Source organism: Pseudomonas sp. J380 (assembly GCF_009827115.1).
Classification (GTDB): Bacteria; Pseudomonadota; Gammaproteobacteria; order Pseudomonadales; family Pseudomonadaceae; genus Aquipseudomonas; species Aquipseudomonas paracarnis.
In genome coordinates, this window is record NZ_CP043060.1 from 1,584,917 (window position 1) to 1,603,230 (window position 18,314).

An 18,314-nucleotide genomic window follows, 5' to 3' on the forward strand; every position below is an offset into this window, starting at 1 on the left:
TCAGCTCCGGCGTGCCTGCAGGACCGAGGCGTAGTTGGCCACCGCCATGCCGCCCATGTTGAACACCAGGCCGAACTCCGGGTTGGGCACCGCCAGGCCAATCGGCTCGCCGGTCAATTGCCGGAACGCCAAGGCATGCATGGACACCCCCGTGGCGCCGACGGGATGTCCCTTGGCCTTGAGCCCGCCGGAAAGGTTCACCGGCAAGCGCCCGCCGGAGCGCACCACCCCGCTGTCGAGCACGCGATGGCCTTCGCCCTTGGGCGCCAGGCCCATGGCTTCATAGATCAGCAACTCGGCAATGGTGAAGCAGTCGTGCACTTCGGCGAAGCTCAGGTCAGCCAAGGTCACATTCGCCCCGCGCAGCGCTGCATGGATCGCGCGTTGCGGGCCCTCAAAGGCGAGGATGTCACGCTGGGCGATGGGCAAGGTGTCGTTGACCTGGGTCATCGCCCGGATTTGCACCTCGCGACGGAACGCCCGCGCACGTTTGGGCGAGGCGAGGATGATCGCGGCTGCGCCATCGCTGATCAGTGAGCAATCGGTCAGGCGCAGGGAGTCAGCCACGAACGGGTTGCTTTGGGACACGTTGTTGCAGTGTTCGAAATTCATCTCCCGATGCATCTGCGCCAGCGGGTTGGCCATGGCATTGGAGTGGTTTTTGGTAGCGATGGCCGCCATCGAGCCCAGCGGGCAGTGGTAACGCTCGGCGTATTGGCGGGCGGCGCGGCCGAACAACTGGGGGAAACTCAGGCCGGCTTCGGCCGGGTCGTTCTGGTAGCCGGCCCCGGCCAAGGCTTGGGTGACCGCGGCAGTGCTGGTGTGGGTCATCTTCTCGGCGCCCACCACCAGCACCAGCTCAGCGCTGCCGGAGAGGATCGCATTGACCCCCGCCTGAATCGCCGCCGAGCCGGATGCACAGGCGTTTTCACAGCGAGTAGCCGGTTTGAAGCGCAGCCCGGGGTCGGCTTGCAATAGCAATGAGGCGGCAAACCCGTCGGGCACCAGCCCCGAGTTGAAATGGCCGAGGAACAACGCATCGATTTGCGACGCGTCAATCTCGGCGTCGCTCAGGGCTTCGCGGGTCACCTGGACGATCAGGTCTTCCAGCGTCGTGCCTTCCAGGCGACCAAAGCGGGAGTGACCAGCGGCAACAATGGAGACGCAATCAGCAGGCATAATCAATTTCTTCTGTTCTTGATTCGGACTTTACTTACAATGACCCACCCCTGATCGTGCGCCAATTCGTGTAACTACTTACACGGGTAAGTAGCGCCCCAGGGCATTGAACAACGAGGCAGGATGCCCCATGACCGCGCTAGCCCAGCAATTTCCCGACCTCGAACGCCTGGCGTTCAAGCTGTCCCCTGCCCCGCAGATCGTCACCAGCGACCGCGTGATTCTCGACTGCAACGACGCTTTCCTGAAGCTGTTCGGCTATACGCGCGACGCACTGGTCAACCAGCTGACCTTGCTGATCTACCCGTCCCAGGCCGACTACCACGCCATCGGCAAGCGCAGCCATGATTGGCTGCTCGACAGCGACAACGGCTTTTATTCCGATGAACGCTTCATGCAGCACCACAATGGCGAAGTGTTCTGGGCCAAGTCCCACGGCTACACCCTCACCCCCAAAGACCCGTTCAAGCTGATGATCTGGCACTTCGAACGCCTGGACCGCATGCACCAGGGCACCGGCGACCTCACGCCCCGGGAGCGGGAAATCGCCATGCACATCGTCAACGGGTTCAAATCCAAAGAAATTGCCCTGCGCCTGGCGATCTCCCACCGCACCGTTGAGGTGCACCGGGCGCGGTTGATGAAGAAATTGCAGGCCAAGACGGTGGTGGAGTTGGTGTCGAAGATCATTATGGTGGCCTGACCGATAACGGCTGTTTAACCGATGCCCCGCCATCCAAATGTGTGGGCAGCCCCAATGCCGCACAGTTAAGCGAACGCAATGCCCAACGCAACGAAGATCAAATGTGGGAGCTGGCTTGCCTGCGAAAGCGGTCGTGCAGTAATAGATGCAGTGACTGAAACGTCGTCATCGCAGCATAGGTATCTACACAACTGTGCAGTTCGCCGCAGCCACCGGTAACTACGATGCGAAGCGAGCCGCTCTTGATCTGCTTTTGATCTTGATCTCAGGCGCCCCGTTAAACCACGCTGGCCGAACGCAGGCTTGAATTCGTGGGTAACCCGGCAGGACGCCGGGTTAGCCGTCCTGGGCCAAGGATGGCCCATGACGGCGGCCCACGGATTCAAGCCGGAGTGAGGGCACACCGAGCCTAAGCGAGGTGCCGAGTGGTGGGGCAAGAGCGTTTTGCTTACTTTTGCGCTTTTCAAAAGTGAGCCGCTGTAAAAGCGGAACCATAAGCAGCCATGACCTAAATAATGGATATGTACACGGTCTGATCCAAGATTATGGTCGGCTCTCAGGCCGCCTTCGCAGGCAAGCCAGCTCCCACAGTTTGATCGTGGGGTATCAGCTAGAGAAGCGTCGGCTGGCAGGCCGTCATCTCAGGCAAGCCAGCTTCCATATTTGGATTGAGGGGCGTCAGGTAGACAGGCGTCGGCTGTCTGGGCCGCGTAGCTGAAACGTTCAACCGAGCACGTCCATACAATTCCCCACCGCCCTGCCCCCCTAACCTCACGGCTTTCGAACCCTCAGAAGCGCTGGAGAACGGGCATGGGTAACACAGCAACCAAGGTATCGCTGGCATTGACGCTGCTGGCAAGTGCGATGATGAGCAACGCGTTTGCCGCCACCCCGAACGTGGCCGTGGCGCCGCAGTACGACACCAGCCATGTGTATGTGGCACCGGCCGATGTGGACCGTTTTGCCCAGAGTTTCCTCGCCACCTTCGGCGGCAAAAGCACGCCCCAGGTCGTGGTCAACGTGCTGCCGGTGCCGAGCAGCACCACCTCGCAATTGCTCCAGACCCCGGCGGGCACCGTGTCGTTGTTCGGCTTTACCACCCCCGTGCCTCACCCGTTCGGCCAGGAACGCAACGGCTATCTGGTCAAGGACATGGACGTGGCCCTCAAGGCCGCGCGTGAAAATGGCGCCGACGTAATCGTCAGCGATTTCCCCGACCCCATCGGCCGTGATGCCGTGGTGCAATGGCCGGGCGGTGTGAACATGCAGCTCTACTGGCACACCAAGACCCCGGATTACGCCGCCTTCGACACCGTGCCGGAAAACCGTGTGTATGTGTCCAACGACAGCGCCGAGCGGTTTATCAAGGCATTCCTGGGTTTCTCCCACGGCAAGGTAGTGAGCGACGACAAGCACGCCCCTGGGGTTGATGTCGGCCAGGCCGGCGGCCACTACCGCCGCGTCGAGATCGAATCGCCGTTCGGGCGCATGGCGGTGATGGTCACCAACGGCCAACTGCCCTACCCGTTCGGCCACGACACCACCGGTTACCAGGTCAACGACCTCGCCGCCACCCTGGGCAAGGCCACTGGCTCTGGCGCCACAGTGCTGGTGCCGGCGTTCGACAGCAAAGGTCGGCGCAGTGCGTTGGTGGAGTTCCCGGGCGGTTATGTCGCAGAAATCCACCAACTCAGCGCGGCAAAATGATTCGTCACGCAGGCTGGAGCCTGGCTGTGCTGTGGCCGTTGCTTGCTGGCAGCGTGCAGGCCGACGACCAGCTGGTACGCCCGGCGATCAAGGCCAACCGCTGGCAGGAAGACTGGTCTGTGCTCAAGGACCCGGCATTGCGCACACAACCGCTGGACAACCTCAAGTACATCCCACTGTCCGCCGCCAACCCGTTCACCTACTTGTCGTTGGGCGCCACCTTGCGTGAACGCTTCGAGATGAACGACGCCAGCGGGTTCGGCGTGCGGGATGTACCGCGTGACCGCTACCTGATCCAGCGCTTTCAGGTGCACGCCGACTTGCACCTGAACGAACACTGGCGGCTGTTCACCCAGTTGGAAGATGTGCGGGCCTATGACAAGACCACCATTGGCGGTGCCGACCAGAACCGCGTCGACCTGCGCCTGGCCTTTGCCGAATACGTGAAGACCTTCAGCGCTGGCACCTTCAAGGCACGGGCTGGCCGCCAGGATTTCGCCTTCGACTTGCAGCGTTTCATCTCGTCACGGGACGGCCCGAATGTGCGGCAGTCCTTCGATGCGTTGTGGGCGGACTGGGAAACGCCGCAATGGCGCTTCATCGGGATCGCCAGCCAACCGGTGCAGTACCAGGATGGCCGGCATTTCGACGACAAGTCCAACAGCGACGCGCGCTTCCACATGCTACGAGTCGAGCGGCTGGTGGGCGGCACCAATGAGCTGTCGGCCTATTACGGCGTGTACGAGCGCAGCGCCGCCCATTACCTGGACGCCGACGGCGAAGAGACGCGCCAGTTGCTGGACGCCCGCCTGGGTGGCGCAGCCCAGGGTTTCGACTGGGACGTCGAAGCCATGCTGCAACGCGGCTCGGTGGGCAGCAAGACGATTCGCGCCTGGGCCGGTGGCAGCCGCACCGGCTACACCTTTGACACGCTGGCCTGGAAGCCGCGTATCGGCCTGCAACTGGATATCGCTTCCGGTGACCGCCAGGCCGGTGACGGCCGGGTCGGCACCTTCAACCCGCTGTTCCCCAATGGCTATTACTTTTCCCTGGCGGGCTACACCGGCTACAGCAACCTGATCCACGTCAAGCCGTCGATCACCGTCAAGCCCCTCGCCAAGCTCAGCTTGCAAACCGCCGTCGGCCTGCTGTGGCGGCAGACCACCGCAGACGCCGTCTACACCCAGCCCAACCTGGCCGTGGCTGGCACGGCGGGCCAAGGCGAGCGCTGGACCGGCGCCTACGGCCAACTGCGCACCGACTACGCCTTTACGCCCAACCTCAGCGGTGCGGTCGAAGCGGTGCACTACGCGGTCGGCCAGACGCTGCGTGATGCCGGTGGGCACGACAGCAATTACCTGGGCATGGAGCTCAAGTTCAGTTGGTGAGACAAGCACACCCATACAAGCCTGGGCTCAGGTTTACGGCAATAGTGAGGCGGTTTTTACACCGCCCTTTTTCAGCCCTGCAAGGAGTTTCAGATGAGCACATTCGTTGCCAAAGACGGTACCCAGATCTACTTCAAGGACTGGGGCAGCGGTAAGCCCGTGCTGTTCAGCCACGGCTGGCCGCTGGATGCGGACATGTGGGAATACCAGATGGAATACCTGAGCAGCTGTGGCTTTCGCACCATTGCCTTTGACCGTCGTGGTTTTGGCCGCTCGGACCAGCCATGGACCGGTAACGACTACGACACCTTCGCTGACGATATCGCCCAGTTGATCGAACACCTTGACCTGCAGGACGTGACCCTGGTGGGCTTCTCCATGGGTGGCGGTGACGTGGCGCGCTACATCGCCCGCCACGGCAGTGCCCGTGTCGCCGGCCTGGTGTTGTTGGGCGCGGTCACGCCGATCTTCGGTCAGCAAGCCGACTACCCCCAAGGCGTGCCAGGCGAGGTGTTCGATGGCATCAAGGCCGGCCTGTTGAAGGATCGTGCGCAGTTCATCAGCGACTTCAACACGCCATTCTTCGGTCTCAATAAAGGCCAGCACGTTTCGGAGGGTGTGCTCAGCCAAACCCTGCAGATCGCCATGCTCGCGTCGCTCAAATCCACCGTGGATTGCGTCACGGCGTTCTCGCAAACCGACTTCCGCCCGGACATGGCCAAAATCGACGTGCCGACCCTGGTGATCCATGGCGACGGCGACCAGATCGTGCCGTTCGAAACCACCGGCAAGGTGGCTGCTGAAATGATCAAGGGCGCGCAACTGAAGGTGTACAAGGATGCGCCTCACGGGTTTGCCGTGACCCACGCTCAACAGCTCAATGAAGACCTGTTGGGATTCCTGAACCGTTGACATCTTGATGCCCCTGTAGGAGCGAGCTTGCTCGCGAAGAACGTCAACGATAACGCGTGCTTGCTGAATGAACGCGGCGCCTATGCGTTTTTCGCGAGCAAGCTCGCTCCTACAGAAGGCAGAAGGCCGGGCGAGCCAGGCCTTTTTTGTTCAGGCAAAGCGCTGGCTCAGCACCAGCCGCCCCGGCCCTGCGATCAGCACGCTGGTAAAGATGATCAACAGCAGCCAGCCGAACTGCCCTTCGAACAACGTCCACTCCGGGTGCACCACCAGCAACGCGATGACCAGCACCGCCAGGATCGGCAGGCACGCCAGGCGCACCAGCACGCCCGCGACGATCAGCAGCGGGCACAGCACCTCGGCAAAGATCGCCAGCAGCAACGTGACATGGGCGCCCAGGTGAAACGGGTCCTCGATCAGCTTCAATTGCTCGCTGTAGTGGAGCAACTTGGGCAACCCATGCACCCACAGCAGGAACAACGCCCCGCTGACCCGCAGGAACAACAACCCGATATCCTGATTTCTCGCTTCGTTCATACGCCACCTGTGTCCGTCAAAAATGAGCGGCAGCCAGTGTGTCCGAAGCCACGCCGACGCACTTGCAGGCTTGTGCTGAAAGCCTGCGTTTGCATTGCCCGAAGAACCCGGCATGATCTTGCTGAACTGCCGACCCCGCGCTACGGTCCCAACCCATACGCTCATCGCTACAGGAACTTTTCCATGACGCTTCCCCAAGAAATGACCCTGATCGAAATCACCACCCCTGGCGGGCCCGAGGTCTTGCAGCCGCGCAGCGCCGACGTGCCAGTGGCCGGGCCAGGCGAGATTCTGATTCGCGTGCACGCCGCCGGGGTCAACCGCCCAGACGCCTTGCAGCGCGCGGGTAAATACCCGATGAAGCCCGGCATGAGCCCGATTCCGGGGTTGGAAGTGGCCGGTGAAGTGGTGGCGCTGGGCACTGGCGTGAACGAATACAGCCTGGGCGACAAGGTTTGCGCCCTGACCAATGGCGGCGGCTATGCGCAGTATTGCGCGGTGCCGGCCAGCCAGGCGCTGCCGATCCCCGCAGGCATGGACTGGATTCAGGCCGCTGCCGTGCCGGAAACGTTCTTTACGGTCTGGGCCAACCTGTTCGGTCTCGGCGGTGCCCGCAAAGGCCAGCGCGCCTTGATCCACGGCGGCACCAGCGGCATCGGCACCACCGCGTTGATGCTTTGCCAGGAGTTCGGCATCCAGGCATTCGCCACGGCGGGCAGCGCCGACAAATGCGCGGCGATTGCCAAGCTCGGTGCCGAGCCGATCAACTACCGCGAACAGGCATTTGCCGAGGTCATCGCCAAACAGACCGATGGCAAAGGCGTCAACGTGATCCTCGACATCATGGGCGCCTCGTACCTCAACAATAACCTCAAGGCCCTGGGCATGGACGGCCACCTGGTGATCCTCGGTTTCCTCGGTGGCGCCAAGGCCAACGACGTTGACCTGCTGACCATCCTCGGCAAACGAGCGGTGATCACCGGCTCGCTGCTGCGGGCCCGCACGCGGGAAGAAAAGGCCGAGATTGCCCAGCAACTACGCGAACACGTGTGGCCGGTACTCAGTGCCGGGCGCTGCCTGCCGATTATCGACCAGGTCTACGCCTACACCGACGCCGCCCAGGCCCATGCGCGGATGGAAGGTGGGGATCATATCGGCAAGATTGTGTTGCGGGTGGAGTGAGGCATTTTTGATGTGCAGAGGGGTCGCCTAGATGCCAGTCCGTCAAGCGCAGATCCCTGTGGGAGCGGGCTTGCCCGCGAAGGCGGTGGGCCAGTCAACATACATGTTTGCTGGGCCGACGTCTTCGCGAGCAAGCCCGCTCCCACATTTGATTTTCATTGGTTTGAGCATCGCGTGTCACTGGTGTGCGGCATACACCGGATAATCCACATACCCCGCCTGTGTCCCGCCATACAAGCCTTCGGCCTTCAACGCATTCAACGGCCAGCCATTGAACAGCCGCTGGGGCAAGTCCGGGTTGGCAATGAAGGGCCGTCCAAAGGCGATCAAGTCCGCCAACCCGGCCTCTACCAGCCGTGCGCCGCGCTCGGCGGTGTAGCGCCCGGCGTAGATGATCCTGCCGCTGAAGGTGGCGCGCACGGCCTGGCGAAATGTGTCGGGCAGGTCGGGGGCGTTGTCCCAGTCGGCCTCGGCAATGGACACATAGGCGAGGCCCGACGCTTCCAGCACTTTGATCGCTTCGATATAGGTAAGGTGCGGGTCTTCTTCCACCAGGCCGATGTAGACCCGGTCCTGATCGGTGCCACTGAACAGCGGCGAAAAGCGCACGCCCAGGCGTTCGGGCCCCACCACTTTGCACACCGCTTCGACAATCTCGCGCAGCAAGCGCAGGCGATTGTCCAGCGAGCCGCCGTACTCATCCTCACGGAGGTTGGAATGGGCCGAGATGAACTGGTTAACGAGGTAGCCGTTGGCCGCGTGAATTTCCACGCCGTCGAACCCGGCGTCCAGGGCATTGCGCGCAGCCTGGGCGTAGTGCCCGACCAGCTCTTCGATTTCCAGCGTGGTCAAGGCACGCGGGACGGGTGGCTGCACCAGTTCCCCCCTACCCGGCCCGGTTTCAATGAAGGCTTTGGCTTGCAACGCCGGCAGCGCAGACGGGCCCACCGGGGCTCCACCGTCAGGTTGCAGCGCGTTATGGGACACCCGCCCCACGTGCCATAGCTGGGCGAAGATTACACCACCCTCGGCATGCACCGCTGCAGTGACTTTGCGCCAACCCTCGATTTGCGCCGGTGTATGAATGCCGGGCGTCCAGGCGTAGCCCTGGCCCCGAGGTTCGATCTGCGTACCCTCGCTGACCATGAACCCGGCACTGGCCCGCTGACGGTAATACTCGGCCATCAGGCCGGTGGCGATATTACCCGGCTGGGCGCTGCGCTGGCGGGTCAGCGGTGGCAGTACCACACGGTTGTTCAAGCGGTGATGCCCCAGCTTGATCGGGGTATTCAAGATGCAGTCAGGCACGGCGATATTCCAAATTCAGGACGAACGAAAACCGTGGCGACTCCTGGGAGTCGCCACCGCGTAGATCGGTTGATTAATTTAAGCGCAGAGTGTCAGCAGGGCCTTGGCCACTTCGCTGGAGCTGCCTGGGTTTTGCCCAGTCACCAGCAAACCGTCGACAATGACGAAGGATTGCCAGTCGGCGCCCTTCTCATACAGGCCGCCCAATTTACGAAACTCATCTTCAATCAGGAACGGCACGACCTCGGTCAACTGCACAGCGGCCTCTTCCGAGTTGGAGAACCCGGTGACGCGGCGGCCCTTGATCAACGGCTCACCGTTAACTGCCTTGACGTGACGCAAGGCACCCGGTGCATGGCACACAAAGCCAATGGGCTTGCCGGCCCGCTCGAAGGCTTCGATCAGCGCGATGGACACCGACGACTCCGCCAGGTCCCACAGCGGGCCGTGGCCGCCTGGGTAGAACACGGTGTCGAAGTCGGCGGCATTGACCGAGTCCAGCTTCACGGTGGTCGCCAGGGCTTGCTGCGCAGCCGGGTCTTTGCCGAAGCGCTCGGTCTGCTCGGTTTGCGCATCCGGTTCATCGCTCTTGGGGTCCAACGGCGGCTGGCCGCCGGCCGGAGAAGCCAGCACCACTTCGGCGCCAGCGTCCTTGAACGCGTAATAAGGTGCGGCGAATTCTTCGAGCCAGAAGCCGGTCTTGCGCCCGGTATCGCCAAGCTGGTCGTGAGAGGTCAGTACCATTAATACTTTCATTTTCCAGTGCCTCGATCGATGTGAATAACAGGGTTTTCAGGGCTGCCCAACAACTGTTGGGTCAGCAGCAGCGCCTCGGTGAACGGCGCGGTGGTACGGGTGATCTTGCCCATGACGCTGGTTCCCAACCATAGCGCATACAAACGCCTGGCCAGGCTTTCGGGGGCCTGCTCGAACCTGAGCGAGCCGTCTTCGACGCCGCGTTGAAGGGCCACGGCAAGCAAGTCGATGGTGCGCGAAGTACCGCGTTGCAGCGCCAGCCGCATGGGTTCTGACAGATCGGAGACCTCCGCCCCAAGCTTCACGGCCAGGCATTTGCCGGCGTCGGTGCAGCCGGTGTGGTTGTCGATCCAGCCTTGCCAATAACGCATCAGCTTGGCGTGGTGGGTCAATCCCGGCTGATCGAACAGCTGCTGCATGCCCTCGACGTAGTGGTCGAAATAGGTATCGAGTAACACCACGCCAAAGGCATCTTTGGAGTTGAAGTAGTGATAAAACGAGCCCTTGGGCACTTGCGCCGCTTGAAGGATTTCGTTCAAGCCCACTGCCGAAAACCCCTTGGCCCCGACAATGGATTGCGCCCGTTCAAGAATCGCTTGCCGCGCACTGCTGCTTGCGTTGCTCATGCTTGCCCCTCTGCGATTAGACCAGTCGTCTAGTGCGTTGGGCTCATGTTAGGCAGCGCGGCACTGGCTCACAATGTCATATCCGCAAGGATTCCGGACACGCACGAAAGTCGGTTGCCGTTTGCCCGGCACACGCCGACAATCGCCTCTCCCCTGCCCCTTGGAGAGATGCAATGCACAGCGTTGCGCTGATGGTTTACCCGAATTTCCAGTCGTTGAGCCTCAGCCTGGGCTCGGTGTTCGAGTGTGCCAACCTGCTGCGCGGCGAGCCGGCCTATGAGTTTCACCTGGTGTCGGAAAGCGGCGGCGCCGTGATGACCTCCCAGGGCTTTTCGGTGAACACCAGCGCGCTCCGCCCAGAGGGCTATGACACCTTGATTGTCAGCGGCTACCTGGAGTTTCGCCTGCCGGAAGCCAACCTGCTGGAACTGGTCAAGGCCGCGTCCGCGCAGTCGCGCCGGGTGGCGTCGTTATGCATGGGCATCTTTGTGCTGGCCGAGGCTGGCCTGCTGGCTGGCAAGCGCACCACCACCCACTGGATCCACGCACCCGCGTTTCGCAAGCGTTACCCGGATATTCGCCTGGAAGAGGACAAGTTGTTCATTGTCGACGGCCAGGTGTGGACCGGTGCGGGCATGAGCGCCGGGGTCGACCTGGCGCTGGCGATGGTGGAGGACGACCTGGGCAGCGACCTGGCCCGTCGCATTGCACGCAAACTGGTGATTGCCCAGCGCCGTGGCAGCGAGCAGTCGCAACTGTCGGCCTTGCTGGAACTGGACCCCAAGTCCGACCGCGTGCAGTTGGCCCTGGCCTATGCCCGTGAAAACCTCACCCATGATTTGTCGGTGGACGCACTGGCCGACGTCGCCCGGCTCAGCCCACGCCAGTTCAGCCGGGTGTTTCGCGAAGAAACCGGGCAGACCCCGGCCAAGGCCATTGAGGCCCTGCGGGTGGAAGCTGCGCGGGCAATGATGGAAACCAGCCGCCACCCGGTGGAAGTGGTGGCGCGCGAAACCGGGTTTGGTGATCGCGAGCGCATGCGCCAGGCGTTCCTCAGGGCCTTCGGGCAGCCGCCCCAGGCGATGCAGCAGGTGCTGTTCAACCCGGGCTAGGCCCGTGACGGCCTGACAGCCGACTCCTATCTACCTGAAGTGCCATGATCCAAATGTGGGAGCTGGCTTGCCTGCGATGGCGGCCTACCAGCCGACACTTACCTACCTGACACCCCGCGATCAAACTGTGGGAGCGGGCTTGCTCGCGAAGGCGGCCTGACAGCCGACCAGAATCTTGGATCAGACCGTGTACATATCCGTTATTTGGGTAACGGCTGCTTATGGTTCCGCTTTTACAGCGGGTCACTTTTGGAAAAGAGCCCCAAAAGTAACCAAAAGGGCTCTTGCCCCACCACTCGGCACCTCGCCTAGGCTCGGTGTGCCCGAACACAGGCTTGAATCCGTGGGCCGCCTCCACGCGCCATCCATGGCGCGGGGCGGCTAACCCGGCGTCCTGCCGGGTTACCCACGAATTCAAGCCTGCGTTCGGCCAGCGTGGTTTGACGGGGCGCTTAAGATCAAGATCAAAAGCAGATCAAGAGCAAGATCAAGAGCGGCTCGCTTCGCATCGTGGTTACCGCAGGATATCGATGCTCATCGAGAGAAAGCCCCAGCCCCTCAATGCAACGAAGCCCGGGTAATCAGGTAACTCACCAACTGCGGATCATCCTCCAGTTCAATCATCTGCACCGGACGCGGCAAGTTATCCAGCACGGTGCGCCAGAACGCCTGGGACACCTCGTCCTGATCATAGAAACGCACCAACCAATTGGCCGCGCCGCTGCACAGCACCTGGCTGGCAATGGCACGGCCGATGCCTTTGCGGCGGTAGCGCTTGAGGATGAACAGGTCAGCCAGTTCCAGGGCGTCGATGCCCGGCAGTTCGCTGCTTTCGATCAACAGGAAACCGGCGATATAGCCGTCTACCAGCAACAGGTTGGCGCTCCATTGCGGGTCGCTCCAGTAGCGGGCCAGGTGTTCGTCATGGATGTAGTAACGCCCATCGGCCTCGACATCTTCCTGTTCCCAGTCCGAAGACTCATAGGCGTAGTACTGGTAAAGATTGCGGATCAGTTCAGCTTCTTCAGGGCCGGTCTGGATCAATTCGACGGTGGTTTCAGGCATGGGGCTCTCGGTGGAAAAACGCAGGGCGCCATTGTTCACAAAAGTGCTACCCACGCCAATGGCCTGGCGAATCCTTTCTATTAGCTGAACCGATTGCAAATAGCGGTTGCCCTGGCCGAAATCCTGAAACATTTAGAATAAACTTCGCCGGTTTCCCCCTATTGCTCAAGGACACGTATTTTGACCAACGTCTGTACCGCCGGCCTGGATGTGGGCTTTGCCTCCCTGGATTACCTGCAAATCTTCATCCTTGGGGTGATCCAGGGCATTACTGAATTGCTGCCGGTGTCGTCCACCGCCCATATGCGCGTTGTGCCCGCCCTGCTCGGCTGGCAAGACCCCGGCTCGGCGTTTTCCGCGGCCATGCAATTGGCGGCGCTGGCGGCGGTAGTCAGCTATTTCTGGCGCGATGTGCGTCAGGTCACCACCGGCAGCATCAGTGCGGTGCGCCGGGGCGACTACAACGACCGCTGGTTCAAGCTCGCCGTGGCGATTGTGCTGGCAACCGTACCGATTGGCATCGCCGGCCTGGCGTTGTCGTCGACCTTGAATGCCTGCAACTCACCCTTGCGCGGGCTGATGGTGATCGGCATTTCCTGCGTGGTGATGGCGGTGCTGCTGGCAGTGGCCGAACTGCGTGCCCGGCATACACGCGACGTGAGCCAAATGCGCCTGCGCGATGCCTTGATTGTGGGAGTTGCGCAGATTGGCGCGTTGATACCGGGCGTATCGCGTTCGGGCTCTACGTTGACCGCAGCGCTGTTCCTGAATTTCAAACGCGAAGAAGCGGCGCGGTTTTCCTTCCTGCTGGGCCTGCCGGCCATCGCCCTGGCCGGTTTGAAAGAGCTGTGGGTATTGCTGCACGCCGACCTGCCCGCCCACGCCTGGCCCCATTTGATGTTCGGGCTGGTGGTGGCCAGCGTCTCGGCGTTCTTCGCGATCTGGGGCCTGATGAAGTTTCTGGAACGGTTCTCCACCTGGCCGTTCGTGATCTACCGTGCGCTGCTGGGGGTGTTTTTGATCGTGGCCGTCAGCACCGGCCTGCTTACCTGACGCTTGTAGGAGCGAGCTTGCTCGCGAAAAACGTCAACGATAACGCGGGCATTCTGTATGTTCGCGGTGGCCTTGGTTTTTTCGCGAGCAAGCTCGCTCCTACAGGTTATTGGCGGTCGGCCAGTGCTTCGAGCAAGTCGGCCGAGGGCACGAAGAACAGGCCGCCGGTCACCGCCGTGCTGAAGTCGAGCAAGCGGTCGTAATTGCCGGCCGGGCGGCCGACGAACATGTTTTCCAGCATCTGTTCCAGAGGCTGAGGCGAGCGTGCGTAGCCGATGAAATAAGTGCCGAATTCGCCCGCGCCTGGGCGGCCGAAGGGCATGTTGTCGCGCAGGATCTTCACTTCTTCACCGTCCTGGTCAGTGATCACTGTCAGGGCGCTGTGGGAGTTGCTCGGCTTGGCGTCTTCGTCCAGTTCGATGTCCGATAATTTGGTGCGCCCGATCACCTTCTCTTGAGCCTCCACCGTCAAGCCATTCCACGCGGTCATGTTGTGCAGGTATTTCTGCACCAGCACATAGCTGCCGCCTTCGAACTCAGGGTCTTCATCGCCCACCAGGGTAAACGCCTCGGCCTTGCGCCCCACCGGGTTCTCGGTGCCGTCGACGAAACCGATGATGCTGCGCATATCGAAGTAGCGAAAGCCCTGGACCTCATCGACCACCTTCACGCTATCACCCAGGGCCGCCATCAGCTGGGTCGCCAGCTCGAAACACAGGTCCATCTGCTCGGCACGGATGTGCAGCAGGATGTCGCCGGGGGTCGACACTGCCTTGCGCCCTTGCACACCGAACTCGCGAAACGGATGCAAGGCCGCCGGGCGCGGCGCGCCGAACAGGCGGTCCCAGGCATCCGAGCCAAACCCGCAAACGCAAGTCAGGTTGCCCGAGGGCACGCGCTTGCCTACCGAGCGCACCAGGCCTGCGATGTCGGCGCACCAGGCCCGCACGTTTTCAACCGCATCGGGCGCCAGGGTGGCGACCATGAAGATCGCGCTGCTGGTGATCGGGTGGCACACCGATTGTGGTTCGAGCGGGGGACGGACGGGGCAGGTTTTCATGGGCATTCCACAGGCTGAGGGCGGTGAACCCGCGCAGATTAGCAGATCATCGATGGCAACTGGCCCACACCTGGCGAATCAGGGCTTTGAGCTTGAGCGCCTCGGCCCAGCGATCGGTGAGTTCGCGGCCCTGTGCGTCGGTAATCGCATAGGGTGGCGGGCCCAACTCGCAAGTGAAGGACAAGCTCTGCGGACTGTCAGCGCGGCCCAGCCAGTGTTCGATCCCGTAGCGCCACCAGCCGGTAAACCGCTCGACCCACGGTTGGTGCTGGGGGAAATCCAGACCAACCTGCACCTGTTCGCTGCTGGCGATGCGGCCATGAAAGCCCCAGCTGTGACGCAGGATGGTGCGTATCTGTTCGTCGTCTTCCACACTGCCGGGCTCGGGCAACTCGCGGCCAACCACGTAGTGGGAAAGGTCTGCGAGCAGTTTCAGATCGGGCATCTGTGCCAGCAGATCGAGGGTGAACAATAGGTCGTTGGTGAGCCGGTAACGGTGGGTTTCCAGCAGGATCGGGAAGTCCACCTGTTCGGCCAGGCGTTGCCAGCCGTCGATCAGCCTGGCCGCCTCGGCCTGGGTACGCGGGCGCACGTCGGCTTGCAAGGTGAGGTGGTGACAGCCGTGACGGCTGATCACCTCCAATGCCCTGGCTAGATCTTCCACCGATTGCGGGAACAGTTGCCCTTCAATCTGCAAGCCCCTGGCCGTGGCCGCCGCGTGCAGGCGCTGCACCGATGCAGGTGCCCAGTAATGGTCGGTGATGCCGTCATAACCGGCGGCGGCGATGCGGTCCAGTTGCGCTTCGAGGCTGCCGGGCTCGGTTTGCATGGCCCACATCGATTGGAATACTAACAACTGGCGCATGGTCAGCCTCGCAATAACAGCTTCAGGGATACCTCAGGGTCGGCCAGGCTGGCCGGGTTGAGCGGGATTCGGGCAGTAATCAAGTGCTCGCACAACTTGATGTCCTTGGCTGCGCGGTTACCCAAGGCCCAACTGCAGGCGCCCTGCAAACGGTGATGGTCGTCCAGGTAGAACAGCAGCTGGCCGCCGTCTGGCAACTCCCGGCGAACCATCAGCGCAGTCATCACCCCGACGGTGTGCAAGCCCCACGCGTATTGATCGGACCAGAAACCCGGGATCGTCTCGAACGCCAACTCCTGCCCTAGCAGGTTCAACGCCGCGAGACGGCCCTGGGCTTCGGCGTTGCGCCAGGTTTCCTGGCGCTGATAAAGGCCCGCCAGGCGAAACTCGCACACATCCCCCGCCGCGTAGATATCCGCCGCACTGGTGCGCAACTGCGCGTCGACACGAATGCCCTGCCCGACTTCCAAGCCCGCCGCCGCGGCCAACTCGATGTTAGGCTGCATGCCAATGCCGACCACCACCAGGTCGCAGGGCAGCCGTTGCCCGTCGACCAGTTGCACGGCGTCGACGTGGATGCACTCCAGCGCGACGTTCAAACGCACATCCACACCCTGCTCACGGTGCAAGGCCAGCAACGCGTCACTGATCACCGGCGGCAAAACCCGCCTTGCCAACCGTGGCCCGGCTTCCAACAACGTAACCTCGCAGCCCAGGCCCCGCGCTGTCGCCGCCACCTCCAAGCCGATAAAACCACCGCCGACCACCACCAGCCTGGCGCCAGGCTTTAATTCATTGCGCAAGACCAACGCGTCATCATGGGTGCGCAGGTAAAACACGTTGGCCTGCTCTTGGGGCAAGCGTCGCGCCCGGCCTCCGGTGGCCAGCAGCAGGCCGGCATAGGTCAACCATTGGCCGTTGGCCAGTTGCAACCGGTGGTGCTGGGGCTCCAGGCGGCTGACCGGGTTGGCGGCGATATGCTCGACCCCGAGCGCCGCCAACTGCTGGCTGTCGCACAAGCTGCATTGCGCCAGGTCGCTCGAACCTTGCAGCAAGCCCTTGGACAACGGTGGCCGTTCGTAGGGCAGATGCGCTTCATCGCCGATCAGGATCAGGCGCCCGCTGTAGCCTTCTTCACGCAGGGTCAGTGCCGCACGGCCACCGGCATGGCCGGCGCCGACGATGATCAGGGGGGCGTTCATCCTTCGGCCGTGACGGCGAGCAGCACCCGCCCCGCATCCACCCGCACGGGGTAGGTCTTGAGGTTGACGCACACCGGCGCGCCCAAGGCCTTGCCGGAGCGGTAATCAAAGCGCCCGTTGTGCTTGGGGCACTCGATCACATGGTCCATCACCAGGCCGTCGGCCAGGTGGATTTTCTCGTGGGTGCACAGGCCGGCGGTGGCGAAGAATTCGTTATCGGCTGAACGGAACACCGCGTAGGTCTGCGCGCCGTGGTCGAAGCGCAGCACGTCTTCTGCTTCTATTTCGCCCACGGCGCAGACGTCGATCCATTGATCGTTCATACATTTATCTCCAATGACTGGCTCTTACTCTGTGGCGAGCGAGCTTGCTCGCGCTGGGCTGCGAAGCGGCCCTGGATTCGTCTGTACGGTGTAGGTCTGAAGGGTTATTGGGGCTGCTGCGCAGCCCAGCGGGAGCAAGCTCCCTCGCCACGGGTGGGGCGTTGGACGAAATAGCCGGGGTCGCTGCGCTGGCGCCAGATCGTCGGAATGATTTCCTGGTAGGCCTGCCACAAGTTGGCATACGGCGGCGGGCAGTCGCTGCGGATCTCTTCGTGCAGTTGACTGAGCGCGTGGTAAGGCACCATCGGGTACATGTGGTGTTCGAGGTGGTAGTTCATGTTCATGTAGATAAAGCGCAGCACGCGGTTCATGTAGATGGTGCGGCAGTTACTGCGGTGGTCGAGCACATCTTCGGCCAGGCCCACGTGTTGGCTGATTCCAAACAGGTAACCGAGCCAGGCGCCATAGAGGCTGGGCAGGCCCACCAGCATCAGCGGCAACCAGCTGTGCAGGTACAGCGCGGTGCCGATGATCAGGGCGTAGAGGCCGACCCAGATACGTGCATCTCGGTACACCTTGGGCCACTCTGATTCGGGGATGAAGTCCTGCTCCTGGGCGCTCATTCGCCCGAGCGCATGGCGGGCCACGCCGCTGAAAGTCTTCCAGGCCAGAGGCAGGTTGAACAGGCTGAGGGCCATCATCCATAAGCTTGGCGGGCGCGGTTCGACGATCTCCGGGTCACGGCCGACGACGATGGTGTCGGTGTGATGACGAGCATGGCTCCAGCGCCACACGTGGGGTTCGAAGAGGCACATGAAGCTCGCCACCTGATACAGCGCATCGTTCATCCAGCGGGTCTTGAAGGCGGTGCCGTGACCGGTTTCGTGCCAGCGCGGGTTGGAGGCCGTACCGTAGAGCACACCGTAGGCGATAAAGAATGGCACGCAGGCCCAAGTGCCCCAGAACCAGTAGCCGCCGACACCGGTGGCCAACAACGTCGAGAACCACAGGGCGGTGTCGCGCAAGGCCGGGCCGTCACGGCGTTGCATCAAAGCTTTCATGCGATTGCGCGGGATGGGCGACTGGTACCAACGGGCCGAGACCAGGCCCTTGTCGGCGGCGCGGGCCGCTTCGGGGCCGGTGAGGCTGTAGTCGCGCCGAGCGCGGTGAGCGGTGTGTCCAGGCATTGTTATTGTTCTCCGCAAGCGTGGGTTTCAGGGGCTTTGCGAAACCAACGATAGAGCGCGGATAAATCACCCTCAAGGCCTTGAATCCATTCCCTATCAAGCTATCATCCAGGCCCAGCGGGGCTTGATAGTTTTCTATCAAGACGCTC

Annotated in this window: 18 protein-coding genes; 7 read left to right on the plus strand and 11 right to left on the minus strand. The window is 62.2% G+C overall.

The features are described 5' to 3' along the window. A complete protein-coding gene (locus FXO12_RS06960; RefSeq protein ID WP_057977097.1) occupies positions 1-1,179 on the minus strand; it encodes an acetyl-CoA acetyltransferase in 1,179 nt (392 codons plus the stop codon). A gap of 130 nt (positions 1,180-1,309) precedes the next feature. On the opposite strand from FXO12_RS06960, the gene FXO12_RS06965 reads away from it, so the two are divergent. The 4 genes from FXO12_RS06965 (at position 1,310) to FXO12_RS06980 (ending at position 5,889) form a co-directional block, all read left to right on the plus strand. Further along, the gene (locus FXO12_RS06965) at positions 1,310-1,882 is read left to right on the plus strand and encodes a LuxR C-terminal-related transcriptional regulator (protein ID WP_003190613.1); all 573 of its coding nucleotides are present in this window, start codon (positions 1,310-1,312) and stop codon (positions 1,880-1,882) included. A gap of 810 nt (positions 1,883-2,692) precedes the next feature. Then, positions 2,693-3,589, plus strand: coding sequence for a VOC family protein (locus FXO12_RS06970; protein ID WP_057977095.1), 897 nt, complete (start codon positions 2,693-2,695; stop codon positions 3,587-3,589). Next, positions 3,586-4,977 carry an alginate export family protein gene (locus tag FXO12_RS06975; protein WP_057977093.1) on the plus strand — a complete coding sequence of 464 codons (1,392 nt, stop codon included), beginning with the start codon at positions 3,586-3,588 and terminating at the stop codon, positions 4,975-4,977. Before FXO12_RS06970 ends, FXO12_RS06975 begins: the two co-directional genes overlap by 4 nt. A gap of 93 nt (positions 4,978-5,070) precedes the next feature. After that, positions 5,071-5,889: an alpha/beta fold hydrolase gene (locus FXO12_RS06980; RefSeq protein ID WP_057977091.1), complete on the plus strand. Its 819-nt coding sequence runs from the start codon at positions 5,071-5,073 to the stop codon at positions 5,887-5,889. 150 nt (positions 5,890-6,039) lie between these two features. Here FXO12_RS06980 and FXO12_RS06985 read toward each other — a convergent pair whose 3' ends face one another. Next, complete coding sequence (locus FXO12_RS06985; protein ID WP_034127298.1) at positions 6,040-6,426, minus strand: DoxX family protein; 387 nt, start codon at positions 6,424-6,426, stop codon at positions 6,040-6,042. A 183-nt stretch (positions 6,427-6,609) separates the two neighbouring features. On the opposite strand from FXO12_RS06985, the gene FXO12_RS06990 reads away from it, so the two are divergent. Further along, the gene (locus FXO12_RS06990; protein ID WP_054918707.1) at positions 6,610-7,608 is read left to right on the plus strand and encodes an NAD(P)H-quinone oxidoreductase; all 999 of its coding nucleotides are present in this window, start codon (positions 6,610-6,612) and stop codon (positions 7,606-7,608) included. Positions 7,609-7,785: 177 nt separating this feature from the next. On the opposite strand, the gene FXO12_RS06995 is transcribed toward FXO12_RS06990, so the two are convergent. The 3 genes from FXO12_RS06995 to FXO12_RS07005 all read right to left on the minus strand — a co-directional run bounded on the left by FXO12_RS06995 (position 7,786) and on the right by FXO12_RS07005 (position 10,298). Then, complete coding sequence (locus tag FXO12_RS06995; RefSeq protein WP_057977089.1) at positions 7,786-8,916, minus strand: alkene reductase; 1,131 nt, start codon at positions 8,914-8,916, stop codon at positions 7,786-7,788. 78 nt (positions 8,917-8,994) lie between these two features. Next, positions 8,995-9,672, minus strand: a complete 678-nt coding sequence (locus FXO12_RS07000) for a type 1 glutamine amidotransferase domain-containing protein (protein ID WP_034127295.1) — start codon at positions 9,670-9,672, stop codon at positions 8,995-8,997. Next, positions 9,669-10,298: a TetR/AcrR family transcriptional regulator gene (locus FXO12_RS07005; protein WP_054898552.1), complete on the minus strand. Its 630-nt coding sequence runs from the start codon at positions 10,296-10,298 to the stop codon at positions 9,669-9,671. Before FXO12_RS07005 ends, FXO12_RS07000 begins: the two co-directional genes overlap by 4 nt. Before the next feature lie 173 nt (positions 10,299-10,471). Here FXO12_RS07005 and FXO12_RS07010 point away from each other — a divergent pair, with 173 nt between their 5' ends. Further along, complete coding sequence (locus FXO12_RS07010; RefSeq protein ID WP_034127293.1) at positions 10,472-11,410, plus strand: GlxA family transcriptional regulator; 939 nt, start codon at positions 10,472-10,474, stop codon at positions 11,408-11,410. Positions 11,411-11,968: 558 nt separating this feature from the next. Here FXO12_RS07010 and FXO12_RS07015 read toward each other — a convergent pair. Beyond that, entirely contained in the window at positions 11,969-12,607 is a 639-nt protein-coding gene (locus tag FXO12_RS07015) for a GNAT family N-acetyltransferase (RefSeq protein ID WP_054898553.1), read from the minus strand. A gap of 48 nt (positions 12,608-12,655) precedes the next feature. On the opposite strand from FXO12_RS07015, the gene FXO12_RS07020 reads away from it, so the two are divergent. Continuing rightward, entirely contained in the window at positions 12,656-13,528 is an 873-nt protein-coding gene (locus FXO12_RS07020; RefSeq protein WP_057977087.1) for an undecaprenyl-diphosphate phosphatase, read from the plus strand. Between the two features lie 106 nt (positions 13,529-13,634). Here the strand turns inward: FXO12_RS07020 and FXO12_RS07025 are convergent, their stop codons facing one another. The 5 genes from FXO12_RS07025 to FXO12_RS07045 form a co-directional block, all read right to left on the minus strand. Beyond that, on the minus strand, positions 13,635-14,588 hold the full coding sequence (locus tag FXO12_RS07025; protein ID WP_054918716.1) for a Dyp-type peroxidase: 954 nt from the start codon (positions 14,586-14,588) through the stop codon (positions 13,635-13,637). A 46-nt stretch (positions 14,589-14,634) separates the two neighbouring features. Further along, entirely contained in the window at positions 14,635-15,453 is an 819-nt protein-coding gene (locus FXO12_RS07030) for a sugar phosphate isomerase/epimerase (RefSeq protein ID WP_057977085.1), read from the minus strand. Between the two features lie 2 nt (positions 15,454-15,455). Next, a complete protein-coding gene (locus FXO12_RS07035; protein WP_057977084.1) occupies positions 15,456-16,655 on the minus strand; it encodes an NAD(P)/FAD-dependent oxidoreductase in 1,200 nt (399 codons plus the stop codon). Further along, entirely contained in the window at positions 16,652-16,978 is a 327-nt protein-coding gene (locus tag FXO12_RS07040; RefSeq protein WP_034127287.1) for a MocE family 2Fe-2S type ferredoxin, read from the minus strand. Before FXO12_RS07040 ends, FXO12_RS07035 begins: the two co-directional genes overlap by 4 nt. A 104-nt stretch (positions 16,979-17,082) precedes the next feature. Beyond that, positions 17,083-18,165 carry a fatty acid desaturase family protein gene (locus FXO12_RS07045; protein ID WP_054898558.1) on the minus strand — a complete coding sequence of 361 codons (1,083 nt, stop codon included), beginning with the start codon at positions 18,163-18,165 and terminating at the stop codon, positions 17,083-17,085. Positions 18,166-18,314: the final 149 nt, after the last annotated feature.